The organism is Natrarchaeobius oligotrophus (assembly GCF_003841465.1).
Taxonomy (GTDB): Archaea; Halobacteriota; Halobacteria; order Halobacteriales; family Natrialbaceae; genus Natrarchaeobius; species Natrarchaeobius oligotrophus.
Window position 1 is genome coordinate 207,033 of the sequence record NZ_REFZ01000006.1, and the last position, 12,819, is coordinate 219,851.

The following is a 12,819-nucleotide window of genomic DNA, read 5'->3' on the forward strand; positions in this document are numbered from 1 at the left end:
CAACGCTCCCCGGCGTAGCGACGCGGTTATCGGCGCGTTCGCGGACGCCCGTATCAGCCGATCGAACCAGTTGCGAAAAAGTAAGGTAGCCGCCTCGTGACGTTTCTACAAGGAATGTTCAGGAAGGTTCTCGTCGCGAATCGCGGTGAAATCGCCGTCAGAGTGATGCGGGCGTGCGAGGAGCTCAACGTGGGGACCGTCGCAATCTACTCTGAAGCCGACAAAAATGCGGGCCACGTCCGGTACGCCGACGAGGCGTACAACGTGGGTCCGGCTCGAGCGGCCGACTCCTACCTCGATCACAAGGCGGTGATCGACGCCGCGCGCAAGGCCGACGCCGACGCGATCCATCCGGGTTACGGCTTTCTCGCGGAGAACGCCGAGTTCGCGAGCAAGGTGGAGGCCACCGACGGGCTCACGTGGATCGGCCCTTCGAGCGACGCGATGGAAGCGCTCGGCGAGAAGACCAAAGCTCGGACGATCATGAACGACGCCGACGTGCCGATCGTCCCCGGAACGACGGATCCAGTCACCGAACCCGAGGAGGTCGTGGCCTTCGGCGAGGAGTACGGCTACCCCATCGCGATCAAGGCCGAGGGCGGCGGCGGCGGCCGCGGCATGAAAGTGGTTCGAAGCGAAGACGAGATCGAAGACCAACTCGAAAGCGCCAAACGCGAGGGTGAGGCCTACTTCGACAACGACTCGGTCTACCTCGAACGCTACCTCGAGCAACCGCGACACATCGAGGTTCAGATCGTCGCCGACGAACACGGCAACGTGCGCCACCTCGGCGAGCGCGACTGCTCGCTCCAGCGTCGCCACCAGAAGGTCATCGAGGAAGGGCCGTCGGCGGCGCTGTCGGACGACCTCCGCGAGGCGATCGGCGAGGCCGCACGTCGCGGCGTCGCCGCCGCCGACTACACCAACGCGGGCACGGTCGAGTTCCTCGTCGAGGAAAATCCAGACCGGACCGACGTGCTCGGTCCCGAGACGAACTTCTACTTCCTCGAGGTCAACACGCGGATCCAGGTCGAGCACACGGTCACCGAGGAGATCACCGGCATCGACATCGTCAAGCGCCAGATCGAGATTGCGGCGGGCGAGGAGATCGACTTCGCACAGGACGACGTCGAGTTCGACGGCCACGCCATCGAGTTCCGGATCAACGCCGAGAACGCCGCCCGAGACTTCGCGCCCGCGACCGGCGGCACCCTCGAGACGTACGATCCGCCGGGCGGAATCGGCGTCCGCGTCGACGACGCACTCCGGCAGGGCGACGAACTCGTCACCGACTACGACTCGATGATCGCGAAACTGATCGTCTGGGGCCAGGATCGCGACGAGTGTATCGAGCGCTCGCTTCGCGCCCTCCGGGAGTACGAGATCGAGGGCATTCCGACGATCGTTCCGTTCCACCGGCTCATGCTCACCGACGAGACGTTCGTCTCGAGCACGCACACGACGAAGTACCTCGACGACGAGCTCGCGGACGAACGAATCGAGGAGGCGCAGGCACAGTGGGGCGGCGACGTCGGCGGCGACAGCGGCGAAGACGACGAGGTCGTCGAGCGCGAGTTCACCGTCGAGGTCAACGGCAAGCGCTTCGAGGTCGAACTCGAGGAACACGGCGCGCCCGCGATTCCGACCGGTGGCGAGTCGAACCCGTCGGCCGGCCCGCCCGAACCCGCCGGCGGCGAGAGCGACGAGAGCGACCTCGCAGGCGAGGGTGAGACGGTCGACGCCGAGATGCAGGGAACGATACTCGACGTCGCCGTCGCCGAAGGCGACGAGGTCGCCGCCGGCGACGTGCTGGTCGTGCTCGAGGCGATGAAGATGGAAAACGACATCGTCGCCTCCCGGGGCGGAACGGTCACACAGATCGCCATCGCCGAGGGCGATAGCGTCGATATGGGCGATACGCTGGTCGTGCTCGAGTGACGCGGCCGGTCCGCTGGTACGGCAGTGAGAGCGAGCCGACGAATCCGTTCGGCAACACACCGAAGCACCGTCGGTCCAACCGTCGAGTTGCACGCGTTCCGAAGACGCCGCGAACTCGGCCGATTCGTCTTCGTTCGCGGCGACCCTCGGTCGAATCCACAGGATTTCCCTTCGGCAACCGCGTGCGTCGAGACCACCAGGAACGGTGACCGTCGATCGGACGATCGACGGCTCGTCGAAACGACGGTTTGCACCGCCGTCGCGGAGGGCGATCTCGTCGGCCGACGCGTGTGAGTCTTCCGCGTGGTGGTACGTGGTCGGTCGGTCGACGATCCCCTCCCACACCGATTTTCGATTCGCTCGACGTCCGTCCGTCCGTAGCTACAGCGCGGTCAGCCGTCGGTCACAGACTATCGTCAATCGTCGGCAACCGTCCCGTCCGTTCCGACGCGCCGATCTGACCACGGCAGCGGTCCTTCGTACCCGTCCGGAACGTACGGACAGAGCGGATCGCTCGCGTGTGGATTCCCCGTGCGGGCGAACGCCCTCGATCGACTCCCGCCACAGAGCTGTCGGTACGGACAGACGCCACACTTTCCCTCGAGCCGGTCCCGATTTCGCAGCGAGCGAAACAGCGGCGACCTCCGATACAGTTCCGTGATCGACCGATCGCGAACGCTGCCAGCTGACGACGGCAGAAAGCCGGACGGGAACACGTCGCCGGTGTGGCCCACGAACGCGAAACCGTCCCCGGCGACGATTCCGGTTCGCCGTTCGACGTTCGTCCGGTTCTCGGATCGAGTCGTGCGTGACGCGCGCTGGGCGACGACGCGTCGGTACTGCGGTGCTTCGGTGGTTTTGAGACCGAACGGTTCGCGCTCACTGACGTCGTCGAGCCACGCCATCACCGCGTCGGCCTCGGCCGGATCGATCGACTCGAGGAGCCGACCGCGTCCGATGGGGACGAGAAAGAAGACGCTCCACATGACGGCCCCCATCTCGCGGACGAGCGCGCGGATCGCGGGGAGCTGTCCGAGCGTTTCGCGACAGACGGTCGTGTTGACCTGGACCGGAATCCCGGCGTCCCGGGCGTCCCTCGCGGCGCGAATCGTCTCGTCGAAGCTCCCCCGCTCGCCACGGAACGCGTCGTGGGCCGCCGGCGTGGCTCCGTCGAGGCTGATCGCCATCCGCGCGAGTCCCGCGTCTGCCAGTCGGTCGAGACGGTCGGCAGTCACCGACCGCGTTCCGCTCGGCGTGATCGTCATCCTGAGCCCGAGGTCGGTCCCGTACGCGACGAGCTCTTCGACGTCGTCACGAACGAGCGGATCGCCGCCGGAGAGCACGACGAGCTGGCCGTCGCCGAACCCAGCGGTGTCCTCGAGGAGCGCTTTTCCCTCCTCGGTCGAGAGTTCGTCCGGGTGACGACCCGGACGAGCGTCGGCTCGACAGTGATCACAGGCCAACCCACAGGCCTGCGTAAGCTCCCAGATGAGTACGAGCGGACGATTGGCGGTATCGAGATCCATCGTTCGGCTCTCGGCGGATCTCGAGTGAAAATCGTCCCCTGGTTCCCGCCGGTCGGGAAGACGGGAAGACGTTCGCCTCGGGTGTTCCGTACGGAACCGGTTCGGCAAAGCGTTGACGTGGCGAACGCGTTCGGCTCCTGGCTACGGTGTTCCCACCGATCGGGAGCGTGGGGAACCGTCATCGCTTCCGATTCGAACGGCTACGTATGGGCGAAACGAAACGTCGATCGCGGATCGAATCCGGCGATCGCGCGAATCCGTGGCCCCAGTGGGAAGTGTTCGTCCGGCGCGACCGATCCAGGCCGATGCGACACGTCGGCAGCGTCGCGGCGAAAGAGCGAGCGGGGGCGCACGAACAGGCGTCGCGACTGTTCGGCCGGGAAGCGGTCGACGTGTGGCTCTGTCCGGCGGCCGACGTCGACCGATACTCGACGCGCGAGCTCGGATCCGATTCGGGCGGCGAAACGCCGCCGAGTTCGAGGGACCGAACAGCCTCCACGGACGACTCGAGCGTCGAACCGACCGTCGAATCGGCGGGTGAACGATCGTGATTTCGATCAGCAAGCTGCTCTGCGATCTCGACGCCGAGGGGGACGGATTGCGCTACGACGACGCTGCGGGGTCGACGAAACACCAGATTTCGAGCGAGAGACAGCGAGCGCCTGTGGTAGTCTGGAACGCGACCAGGCGGTGCAACCTCGCCTGCGCGCACTGTTATGCGGCGGCCGAAACGAAGCCGACGGCTGGCGAGTTCTCGACGGTCGAGGCGAAGCGGTTTCTGGACGAACTCGCGGAGTACGGCGTTCCGGTCGTCCTCTTTTCGGGCGGCGAGCCGCTCGTGCGCGACGATCTTGTGGAACTCGTCGCCTACGCCACAGAGGCCGGAGTACGCCCGGTCCTCTCGTCGAACGGCACCCTGCTCACCCGCGAGAAGGCCGTTGCCCTCCGGGATGCCGGGCTCCGGTACGCCGGCATCTCCGTCGACGGCATGCCCGATCGAAACGACCGATTTCGCGGCCGTGACGGTGCGTTCGAGGCTGCCATCCGCGGGATCGAACACTGTCTCGAGGCCGGACTCAAGACTGGACTCAGATACACGATCACGGGGGCGAACGCGTCGGACCTCGAAGACGTCGTCGACCTCCTCGTCGACGTCGGGCTCGATCGCTTCTGCTTTTACCACCTCGATTACGGCGGACGCGGGGCCGAGATCGTCGACGCCGACCTCTCGCCGACGGAAAAGCGGGCGGCCGTCGAACGGCTCTGCGACACGACCGTCGACTACCACGAGCGAGGCGAGGAGATCGAAACGCTGCTCGTCGGCAACTACGCCGATGCCGCGTTTCTCGTCGAGTACGCCCGTCGGCGGTTCGGCGCGAAGCGGGCCCGGGCAGTCTACCGATTTCTCGAGCGAAACGGCGGCGATCCGACGGGAGAACGGATCGCCGACGTCGACTATCGGGGCAACGTCCATCTCACTCAGTTCTGGCAGGGATACAGCCTGGGGAACGTACGCGATCGGCCGTTCGGTGACATCTGGGAGGACGAGTCGAATCCCCTGTTGCGCGCGATACGCGACCGGGACGGTCGGTTGACCGGGCGCTGTGGGACCTGTCGGTACCGATCGATCTGTCGCGGCGGATCCCGCCTTCGGGCACTCGCGACGACGGGTGATCCGTTCGCTCCGGACCCGCAGTGCTATCTGGACGAGGACGAAATCTTCGGCGAACTCGCGTTCGAGTCCGCGACGTAATTATCTCGGCGACGGTTTGGTAAATTTTACACTTTAAACAATTTCTCTGTCCAGTGGCAACAGCCAACACGGGGGCTCGCGTTCCAACACCTTTGTATCGGAGGGTTTCAGACTGTGGAGTATGGCCGAAAATGTCGTCGTGCTCGGAGCCGGGTATGCCGGTACCGGTGCGATCAACACGCTCCAATCGGAGCTGGGGGATAACGCTCGACTCACCTGGATCGCTGACGTGGACTATCACCTCGTGCTCCACGAGTCCCACCGCGTCATCCGAGATCCGGACGTTCGGTCGGACATCACCATCCCCGTCGAGGAGATCGCCGACCCGTCCACACGGTTCGTTCAGGACGAGGTCACCGGTCTCGACGTCGACGAACAGGTCGTCGAGCTGGCCGACGAAGACGACGTCGACTACGACTACGTACTCGTCGCGCTCGGAACCAAAACCGCCTACTACGGCATTCCCGGCCTCGAAGAGCACTCGCTGACGCTGAAGTGCCTCGACGACGCACTCGAGATCCACGACGCCATCGAGGAGGCCAGCCGTGATGCGACCCGGGGTGAGCCGGCACAGGTCGTCGTCGGTGGGGCGGGACTCTCCGGAATCCAGACCGCCGGTGAAATCGCGGCGTTCCGCGACGAGCACCGCGCACCCATCGAGATCCACCTGGTCGAAGCGCTCGACGAAATCTTCCCCGGCAACGATCCGGAGATCCAGCAGGCGTTGCGCAACCTACTCGAGGACGCCGGCGTCCACATTCACACGGACGACCCGATCACGGAAGCTACCGAAACTCACATCGAATTCGACGAGGGCGAACCGCTCGAGCACGACGTACTGATCTGGACCGGCGGTATCACCGGCCGCGACGCGCTGGACGATGCCGATCTCGAGAAAGAGCACAACCGCGTCAACACGGAGGCGAACTTCCAGACCTCCGACGACCGCGTCTTCGCGATCGGCGACTCCGCCATCATCGACCAGGGCGACCGGCCCGCACCGCCGACTGCACAGGCCGCCTGGCAGGCCGCGGACGTCGCCGGCGAGAACATCGCTCGGGCCATCGAGAACCGACCGCTGAAGACCTGGGAGTACGAGGACAAAGGTACCGTCGTCTCCGTCGGCGAGAAGGCCGTTGCCCACCAGGTCAAACCGGCCCTCGGTGTCTCGCTTCCCGTCGACACGTTCGGCGGATTCCCGGCCAAAAACCTGAAGAAACTGATCGCCGCACGCTGGATCGCGGACGTGTCGTCCTGGAACAAGGCGCGTTCGTCCTGGTCTTCCTTGTAACGCGAACCGACGCCTCGTTCTCGTCTCGCGTCGCCGTTCAACCGTTTTCCGGATCGTCGTCCCGCAAGCCGTGGGTAACAGGCCGTGCGGGAACGCCGGCAACGGTGGTTCCCGGCTCCACGTCGTCCGCGACCAGCGAGTTCGCCGCGACGCTCGCGTCGGCCCCGATCTCGACGCCCGGGAGAACAACGGCACCCGCACCGATCATCGCCCGCTCGCCCACGACGATTTCGCCGGTCCGGTACTCGTCCTGCAGAAACTCGTGACAGAGTAACGTCGCGTCGTAGCCGACGATAACGTGATCCTCGAGCGTGATCAGTTCGGGCCAGAACACGTCCGGCGTCGCCTCGAGACCCCAGGAGACGCCGGCTCCCACCGAGACGCCGATTCGGCGCAACAGCCACCGTTTGAGCCGCAAGCTGGGTGCGACGCGAATCAGCCAGACGACGACGTAGTTGATCGCGATCCGGATCGGGTGTTTCGCGTCCGTCCACACAGCCAGCGAGTTTCCCGCGCCGGGCGTCGGGTGCCGGCTGAGACGGACGTGCCGTGGACTGTCTCCGGTCACGTCAGGATAGTCGGCGTGTCAGTACAAGAAACCGACCGGTTCGGACACCGGGGACGAGACGAAAGTCGGAACGGTCCCTCGAGTTAGCGACGAACGCGAATCTTCGCGTCGTTCGCGGACCGCCGTCCCGGGAGTCCGACGTGGCGGCGAAACGCTTCACCGGAGAGTTCACACCGGTACGCGGGTTTGAACATCATGTTCGCACCCCCCTCCCGGACGTTCCAGGCGGCGGCGACGTCGTCGCGGAGGTAGTACTGCGGCCGTTCGTTTCCCTGTCGGACGTAATAGTCGCTGAGGCGGATCGGGTGTCGCTCGAACAGTCCGCCCGGTTCGCAGCCGTCGACGAACACCACCGTCTTGTCCGCGAGATAGAGTTCGTCGCCTCGAGCGCGTTTCGTGTGCGCGTTGTCTGGGTGGGACTCGAGAATCGCCGCGCGTTCGTTCGGCGGCGTTTCGGGCGTGACGACGTCGACCGTTTCGACCGTGAAGTAGCCGATCAGGTAGCGGTGGGCCCTGTCGCCGTCCGTCCGGCGGAGGCCGGCGTAGAAGCCGACCACGTCCCCCGGCGACAGCGCTCGAAGTCGTGAAACGTATCCGCTCGTTCGGTGTTCGCCGTACGTCAGCGCCTCGAAGTTCGGATCGTGGTGGAGCGGCCAGGACGCCAGTTCGTCTCCGTTCACGGAGTCGCCCTCGCCACGCACCGGCTGGGGATCGATTCGCGTCGTCAGATCGGCGGCAACTCCGTCTCCGCCCCGAAGCGACCACGATCCGAGCGTTTCGGATTCGCTCGTCTCTCGCGTCTTCTCTGGAATCGGAACGTACTCGAACCGCCCGTCGTCGTACAGCGGCCCGAGTGCGCCGAGATTCGTGCTATCCGCACCGACGCCGGCGAGGACGACCGTCATGTGCGTCGAGGTGTGGTCAGCGACACGATAACGGTACCGATCGCCTATCGGGCTGTCGACTGCGTCGTGTAAAAGAGCGGAATCAAGAGCACGAGAAAGAGACTGCCCATGACGGCGATTCCGATCCAGATCGTCGAGAGCAACGCCTCCGGAAGCAGACCGGCGACGTCGGCGAGCCAGAGGACGCTGTAGAAGCCCGCGAGGAGTAAACTGGCGACGTAGATCCGAAACACGAGGCGGACGACGTGATAGAGCGTCGTCTTCGTGACCTCCGGCGGGAGCCTGTTCTCGAGCGTTCCGATCATACGTCGTCCGTCCGCGCTTGTATCGGCGGCGTTCTCCCGGGGAACGGAACGGATCGATCCGCTCATCCGAACCGCAATCGGGAGCCCTAGGTACCCTCGGAGTCGGTCGACGAGCGTCGAATCGCCGTCCACGGACTCGGGATGCCATTGGCGATAGCCGACGGTGTGGCACTGCGCGTCCACTCTTAGTAGAACAGTCCGTCAGCATGAATCTTTGTATCGGCGCCGCCGGAACGATGAATCGCGTCGCTCCAGATCGACGTCAGTCTCAGGCACCCCGACGCGGTTGCCGGCTACAGACTTTTCCACGCGAACGTTCTGTCGTTCGTATGGCGACCAGAACGCCGATCGAGTGTCCGATCTGCCGGCAGGTTCTGGCAAACCAGCCCCTCGAGGAGCACCTCCTTTACGACCACTCGAAGCGCCGGTTGGCAAAGTTCGTCGTCTCCGAAACGGAAGCGATGAACTACGGCGACGTCTCGTGATCGTGCCGACAGCGAGCCAGGTCGTTCGCTGTCGGCACGACGCGGGCAATAATCGATTCGATTCCTGGAATATTATATAGGTAGCGACAATTGTGGTTGTCTGTCATTAGTACGGCCGATGTCGGTAAAACGTACTACCAGGTCCAGCGGACACCGGTCGACAGACGCCGTGTATAACTATTGTTGACAGTATCGGATAACTATATATCGAACGACTACCCTCCACTCTGTAGTACCGCCACGCCGGATCGTACCACTCCGCGATCGATGGCAGGCTCGCACTCGAGCGAACCGACACCGCGAGACCGGGCGTTGCGACCGCCGCCGCGGTGCTGTGATCTGAATGATTGTCGACCTCCCCCCACGATCGTCCGCACCAGTCGACCGCCGCGCAGTCTCGCCCGTCATCGGCGTGATACTCATGGTCGCGATCACGGTCATCCTCGCCGCCGTCATCGCAGCGTTCGTCATCGATCTCGGCGGAAGCGTCGGCCAGGAATCCCAGGCCGGTGTTTCGATCAGCGTCGACGAGGGTTCCGAACGGATCACGGTCGAGGTGACGTCGATGGGTAACGCCGATCACGTCAATCTCACCTCCAACGCCGAGGGTACGAACTGGCCGGACGTCGAGACGACCGAGCTACAGGTCGGCGACGTCGTCACGCTCACGGCGGCCGACGACCACGTCGAAGAGTCGGGCTCGATTTCCGCGGTCGCCGTGATCACCTCGAGCGATACGGAAACGATGGTTCAAAGCGAGCGCTGGGACTTCAGTTAGGCTTCCTGCGATCGCCCGCCGTCCGATCGACACGTACGCAGTCGCCGTGAGATCGATCCGCAAGCTGTTGTTCCTGGCGTAGTGACAGTGGCTTTATTTGATTTGCCCGGCTCCTCTACGTCGATGACCGGGTGTGACGAGCAGTCGCGGTTTCTCGCCGCCTGCGAGCAGTGCGGGTCGGTGTACGCCGCACAGCAACACGCCGAGGGGGAGATCGTCCCGATCGGAAAACCCGACGGATGCGCCTGCGGGGGAACGACGTTTTCTAAAATCGAGGAGTCGCCGGAGTCGACTCCGGTCGAGGACCGACGGGACTGCCGGTGATCGGCCGAACCGTATCGCCCCACCGGGTGCCGTGCCCGAGTCGGCTTCCGCACGGAGCGTCGTTCGCCAGTTTGAATCCTCGAGCGGCGGTGTGCGTTCGACCAGTCGGCGGTGGCGTTGTGGAGCGTTTCGACCGCGCCGACTTGAGGACGCGATCCCGTCCGTCGGCGTCGAATCCGTGCGATCAACGGTTTATCCGCACTCATAGCAGTGCTTGAGGTGTAGAGAGGACCCGACGCCGAGCCCGTGAGTACGTGGTCAAAATCGCAAGCCGGCGTCGGTTCAAGTGGATGCTGTAGCGATTCTATTCGCGCCTGATTCTCAGATGTGAAACCGATAGCGAATAGTTATTTTTGCCAGACAGTACACTAACGACTAATTATATATACCCCACTTGCAATGGTAACTACCAGCACCAAACTCGACGGCAGGAAGGGTGCGCCGGGTTGGTCGTGCTAACCCCCAATCCCCAGGCGCTACGTGAGAATATCACGGCACACGCCATAACCTTTCTGACCGTTTTCGGGTGCTGGATACACAATGGATGCGAAACTAATTCGCGACAAACTCGTCGGAGGCGAACAGGAACGTGCAGTGTCACCGGTCATCGGTGTCATCCTCATGGTCGCGATCACGGTCATTCTCGCGGCCGTGATCGCCGCCTTCGTGCTCGACCTCGGTGGGAGCGTCGGGCAGGAAGCGCAGGCTGGTGTCTCGATCGAAGTCGACGAATCAGCGGAAGAAATTCACGTGGAGGTTACTTCGCTCGGAAACGCGGATCACGTCAACCTAAGTGGAGATGCTGATAGCAGTGACGCCAATCTGACAGATATGACAGTTGGTGATACTGCTACGCTCGCTGACCACAGTCCATATGACAATCTTAATGAAACTACAGGTACGGTAACCGCTGTTGCCGTTATCGAAGAGAGCGAAACGGAAACGACGGTTGGCAGTGAAAGCTACGACTTTAATTAGCAGACTATTCACTCTACGTTTTTTAGCCGACTTATCAGTGGTGACTCTATCATGAACAAAATCAATTCACGTGACCGGGCTGTCTCACCTATCGTCGGCGTGATCCTCGTTGTCGCGATTACCGTGATTCTCTCGGCTGTAGTGGCTGGAATCGTCTTCGACGTCGGTGATAATATCGACGAGGAAGTCCAGGCCGGCGTCACGATCACCGTCGAGCACGATCCGCAGTTCATCGACGTCCAGGTGACGACGCTCGGGAACGCCGACCACGTCAACGTCACGGGAGATCCGTACGACCACCTCGAGGCGGGCGGGTCGCTCGAGCAGGACGACCTCCGCGAACTCGGCGTCGGGGATACGGTCCGGATCGGCGAGAGCGACCTCGAGTCGGACGGTCAATCCGGGACCGTCGTCGCCGTCGCCGTCGCGGACGATCGCGAGACGCTCGCGACGAGCCAGGACTACGACTTCAACTGATTTTCGCTTCTCGTTCTCGAGCAACGACTCGAGCCACTCTGTCGCGCCTACGGGACGGAGTGGCGACGGTGTCTCGAGGTTTCGCTTCGAGGGGCGCTGACCCAGGAAAAAGCGGAGATTTACTATCCCATTCCAGGGTTTTAATAAGGTGTGCAAACGAGTAGTCGGTGGCCCTGCAGTTGGCGTCAACCATACATTGATCCACTTCGGGGTCACTCCGTGACAGAGAAGCTAGCCCCACTCCTCAGCTTCTCATCTCGAGCAAACCGATGGCTCCCCTCGACGACTGTCTCTCGTGACGCGCAGTAGTCACGATCTAGCGGGTGATAGTGACACAACAGCTCCCGGAGAGCCTGGTGAGTCCTCTCGAATCTCGGCCACCGCCACACTCCATAGTAAATGCTCGAGGTCGAAGACGTTCCCGTCTCTCCCCCGCGGCCCAAGACGTGAGTTTTGCCCTGAACCCCCGCGACAGGTTGTGTTGTTCGGAATCGTGTGGACGGGGTTGCCTACTCAGGCTAGCACGCTTTCCGGTTGTGCTCGGTACGTAAACCGATGGACAATCCGCATCTCCTGGTCCTCGCGGTGGTAGTGACCGCAATCGGAGGCCTGATCGTCTGGTGGGCTGGGGTGCTCGCAGCGAACGCAGCGCCCTGGTTCTTCGATTCGCTGGGATACCTCGCCGTTGCCTTCGTAGGGCTGGCCCTGTTGATCCCGCTCTGGAGGCGATACCGCAACGAAGGCCGGAAATCAGTCTGATCGCTGCGGGGTTCCCGCTCAGTGGCGAGTGCGTTCCGAAACTGTTGCTCCGACGACGCGCTCACTTCGGCGGTGGCTCGATGCGGCCGCAACCGAACTGGCTGAGACGACCGACGACGAGAGCTGGTGCTATCTCCGTTTCCACGACCTCCGTCGCACCTGGACGACCGCGCTCGCCGCGGCCGACGTCGACCCGCTGCTCGTCGTCGACTGGGACGGGTGGAACGACGTAGAAACGTTCCTCGAGCACTATCGTGGCACGTACTCGACGGAAGCCCAACAGCGAGAACGCGAAACAGTCGCCTGGTCAGTCTTCATCGCCGTCGACGACCGGCTGCTCGGCACGATTATCGTCGGGTTCCCCGCCGAAGTCCGCCGCGAGGTCCTCTCGAACGTCTTCGCGAAGCTCTTCGATGTTCTCCCGTAGCTCGTCGATCCCGTCGTCGGTCATCGGCCGGGTCTGATTTCGTGCCCGAAGCCACGACCGGACCGATCGGTAACGTGGGCTCCACGGTGGAGACAACTCGAGCCATTTCCCTCGAATTTTGGGCAGGATTATACTCACGAAAATTACCCTGGGATAAAGAGGGGTTCGGAGTATGAACGCCGCTAACGGCTATTGGGCGAGAGTTATAGATTTCGTATAGAATCGCCGAGAGCGACGATTCGTATTCTACGGACGTAATCCCGAAGTTTCGCCGCTGGATAGCTGCAACCGATCAGGCCGCGAAA

The 12,819-nt window shown here is 63.2% G+C and carries 15 protein-coding genes; 11 read left to right on the forward strand and 4 right to left on the reverse strand.

The window, feature by feature from the left end:
- Positions 1-114 precede the first annotated feature (114 nt).
- A complete protein-coding gene (locus EA472_RS10930; protein WP_124191547.1) occupies positions 115-1,938 on the forward strand; it encodes an acetyl-CoA carboxylase biotin carboxylase subunit in 1,824 nt (607 codons plus the stop codon).
- 416 nt (positions 1,939-2,354) lie between these two features.
- Here EA472_RS10930 and EA472_RS10935 read toward each other — a convergent pair whose 3' ends face one another.
- The gene (locus EA472_RS10935; RefSeq protein ID WP_124191548.1) at positions 2,355-3,464 is read right to left on the reverse strand and encodes a TIGR04053 family radical SAM/SPASM domain-containing protein; all 1,110 of its coding nucleotides are present in this window, start codon (positions 3,462-3,464) and stop codon (positions 2,355-2,357) included.
- Between the two features lie 206 nt (positions 3,465-3,670).
- On the opposite strand from EA472_RS10935, the gene EA472_RS10940 reads away from it, so the two are divergent.
- From EA472_RS10940 to EA472_RS10950, 3 genes are all read left to right on the forward strand, one after another.
- Positions 3,671-4,015, forward strand: coding sequence for an Htur_1727 family rSAM-partnered candidate RiPP (locus tag EA472_RS10940; protein ID WP_124191549.1), 345 nt, complete (start codon positions 3,671-3,673; stop codon positions 4,013-4,015).
- Positions 4,012-5,217 (forward strand): TIGR04347 family pseudo-SAM/SPASM protein, encoded by a 1,206-nt coding sequence (locus EA472_RS10945; RefSeq protein ID WP_124191550.1) that lies wholly within the window; start codon positions 4,012-4,014, stop codon positions 5,215-5,217. Before EA472_RS10940 ends, EA472_RS10945 begins: the two co-directional genes overlap by 4 nt.
- Positions 5,218-5,338: 121 nt before the next feature.
- The gene (locus tag EA472_RS10950; protein ID WP_124191551.1) at positions 5,339-6,508 is read left to right on the forward strand and encodes an NAD(P)/FAD-dependent oxidoreductase; all 1,170 of its coding nucleotides are present in this window, start codon (positions 5,339-5,341) and stop codon (positions 6,506-6,508) included.
- Positions 6,509-6,545: 37 nt separating this feature from the next.
- Here the strand turns inward: EA472_RS10950 and EA472_RS10955 are convergent, their stop codons facing one another.
- From EA472_RS10955 to EA472_RS10965, 3 genes are all read right to left on the reverse strand, one after another.
- On the reverse strand, positions 6,546-7,076 hold the full coding sequence (locus EA472_RS10955; RefSeq protein ID WP_124191552.1) for an acyltransferase: 531 nt from the start codon (positions 7,074-7,076) through the stop codon (positions 6,546-6,548).
- A gap of 83 nt (positions 7,077-7,159) precedes the next feature.
- Positions 7,160-7,981, reverse strand: a complete 822-nt coding sequence (locus EA472_RS10960) for an Nmad3 family putative nucleotide modification protein (RefSeq protein ID WP_124191553.1) — start codon at positions 7,979-7,981, stop codon at positions 7,160-7,162.
- Between the two features lie 44 nt (positions 7,982-8,025).
- On the reverse strand, positions 8,026-8,286 hold the full coding sequence (locus EA472_RS10965) for a hypothetical protein (protein ID WP_124191554.1): 261 nt from the start codon (positions 8,284-8,286) through the stop codon (positions 8,026-8,028).
- Positions 8,287-8,615: 329 nt separating this feature from the next.
- Between EA472_RS10965 and EA472_RS22515 the strand changes: the two genes are divergently transcribed.
- From EA472_RS22515 to EA472_RS23005, 7 genes are all read left to right on the forward strand, one after another.
- A complete protein-coding gene (locus EA472_RS22515) occupies positions 8,616-8,771 on the forward strand; it encodes a hypothetical protein (RefSeq protein WP_165874874.1) in 156 nt (51 codons plus the stop codon).
- 421 nt (positions 8,772-9,192) lie between these two features.
- Entirely contained in the window at positions 9,193-9,549 is a 357-nt protein-coding gene (locus tag EA472_RS10970) for a type IV pilin (RefSeq protein WP_394341342.1), read from the forward strand.
- A 123-nt stretch (positions 9,550-9,672) separates the two neighbouring features.
- Positions 9,673-9,873 carry a hypothetical protein gene (locus EA472_RS10975; RefSeq protein WP_124191556.1) on the forward strand — a complete coding sequence of 67 codons (201 nt, stop codon included), beginning with the start codon at positions 9,673-9,675 and terminating at the stop codon, positions 9,871-9,873.
- 540 nt (positions 9,874-10,413) lie between these two features.
- Positions 10,414-10,851, forward strand: coding sequence for a type IV pilin (locus EA472_RS10980; protein ID WP_124191557.1), 438 nt, complete (start codon positions 10,414-10,416; stop codon positions 10,849-10,851).
- Between the two features lie 51 nt (positions 10,852-10,902).
- On the forward strand, positions 10,903-11,328 hold the full coding sequence (locus tag EA472_RS10985; protein ID WP_124191558.1) for a type IV pilin: 426 nt from the start codon (positions 10,903-10,905) through the stop codon (positions 11,326-11,328).
- A gap of 555 nt (positions 11,329-11,883) precedes the next feature.
- The gene (locus EA472_RS10990; RefSeq protein ID WP_124191559.1) at positions 11,884-12,087 is read left to right on the forward strand and encodes a hypothetical protein; all 204 of its coding nucleotides are present in this window, start codon (positions 11,884-11,886) and stop codon (positions 12,085-12,087) included.
- A 28-nt stretch (positions 12,088-12,115) separates the two neighbouring features.
- Positions 12,116-12,514: a tyrosine-type recombinase/integrase gene (locus tag EA472_RS23005; protein WP_124191560.1), complete on the forward strand. Its 399-nt coding sequence runs from the start codon at positions 12,116-12,118 to the stop codon at positions 12,512-12,514.
- Positions 12,515-12,819 lie beyond the last annotated feature (305 nt).

What these genes read in the sequence shown, in the direction of transcription:
- EA472_RS10930 (WP_124191547.1), top strand. Translation starts at nt 115, where the DNA reads ATGTTCAGGAAGGTTCTCGTCGCGAATCGCGGTGAAATCGCCGTCAGA.
- EA472_RS10935 (WP_124191548.1), bottom strand. Translation starts at nt 3,464, where the DNA reads ATGGATCTCGATACCGCCAATCGTCCGCTCGTACTCATCTGGGAGCTT.
- EA472_RS10940 (WP_124191549.1), top strand. Translation starts at nt 3,671, where the DNA reads ATGGGCGAAACGAAACGTCGATCGCGGATCGAATCCGGCGATCGCGCG.
- EA472_RS10950 (WP_124191551.1), top strand. Translation starts at nt 5,339, where the DNA reads ATGGCCGAAAATGTCGTCGTGCTCGGAGCCGGGTATGCCGGTACCGGT.
- EA472_RS10960 (WP_124191553.1), bottom strand. Translation starts at nt 7,981, where the DNA reads ATGACGGTCGTCCTCGCCGGCGTCGGTGCGGATAGCACGAATCTCGGC.
- EA472_RS10965 (WP_124191554.1), bottom strand. Translation starts at nt 8,286, where the DNA reads ATGATCGGAACGCTCGAGAACAGGCTCCCGCCGGAGGTCACGAAGACG.
- EA472_RS22515 (WP_165874874.1), top strand. Translation starts at nt 8,616, where the DNA reads ATGGCGACCAGAACGCCGATCGAGTGTCCGATCTGCCGGCAGGTTCTG.
- EA472_RS10970 (WP_394341342.1), top strand. Translation starts at nt 9,193, where the DNA reads ATGGTCGCGATCACGGTCATCCTCGCCGCCGTCATCGCAGCGTTCGTC.
- EA472_RS10975 (WP_124191556.1), top strand. Translation starts at nt 9,673, where the DNA reads ATGACCGGGTGTGACGAGCAGTCGCGGTTTCTCGCCGCCTGCGAGCAG.
- EA472_RS10980 (WP_124191557.1), top strand. Translation starts at nt 10,414, where the DNA reads ATGGATGCGAAACTAATTCGCGACAAACTCGTCGGAGGCGAACAGGAA.
- EA472_RS10985 (WP_124191558.1), top strand. Translation starts at nt 10,903, where the DNA reads ATGAACAAAATCAATTCACGTGACCGGGCTGTCTCACCTATCGTCGGC.
- EA472_RS10990 (WP_124191559.1), top strand. Translation starts at nt 11,884, where the DNA reads ATGGACAATCCGCATCTCCTGGTCCTCGCGGTGGTAGTGACCGCAATC.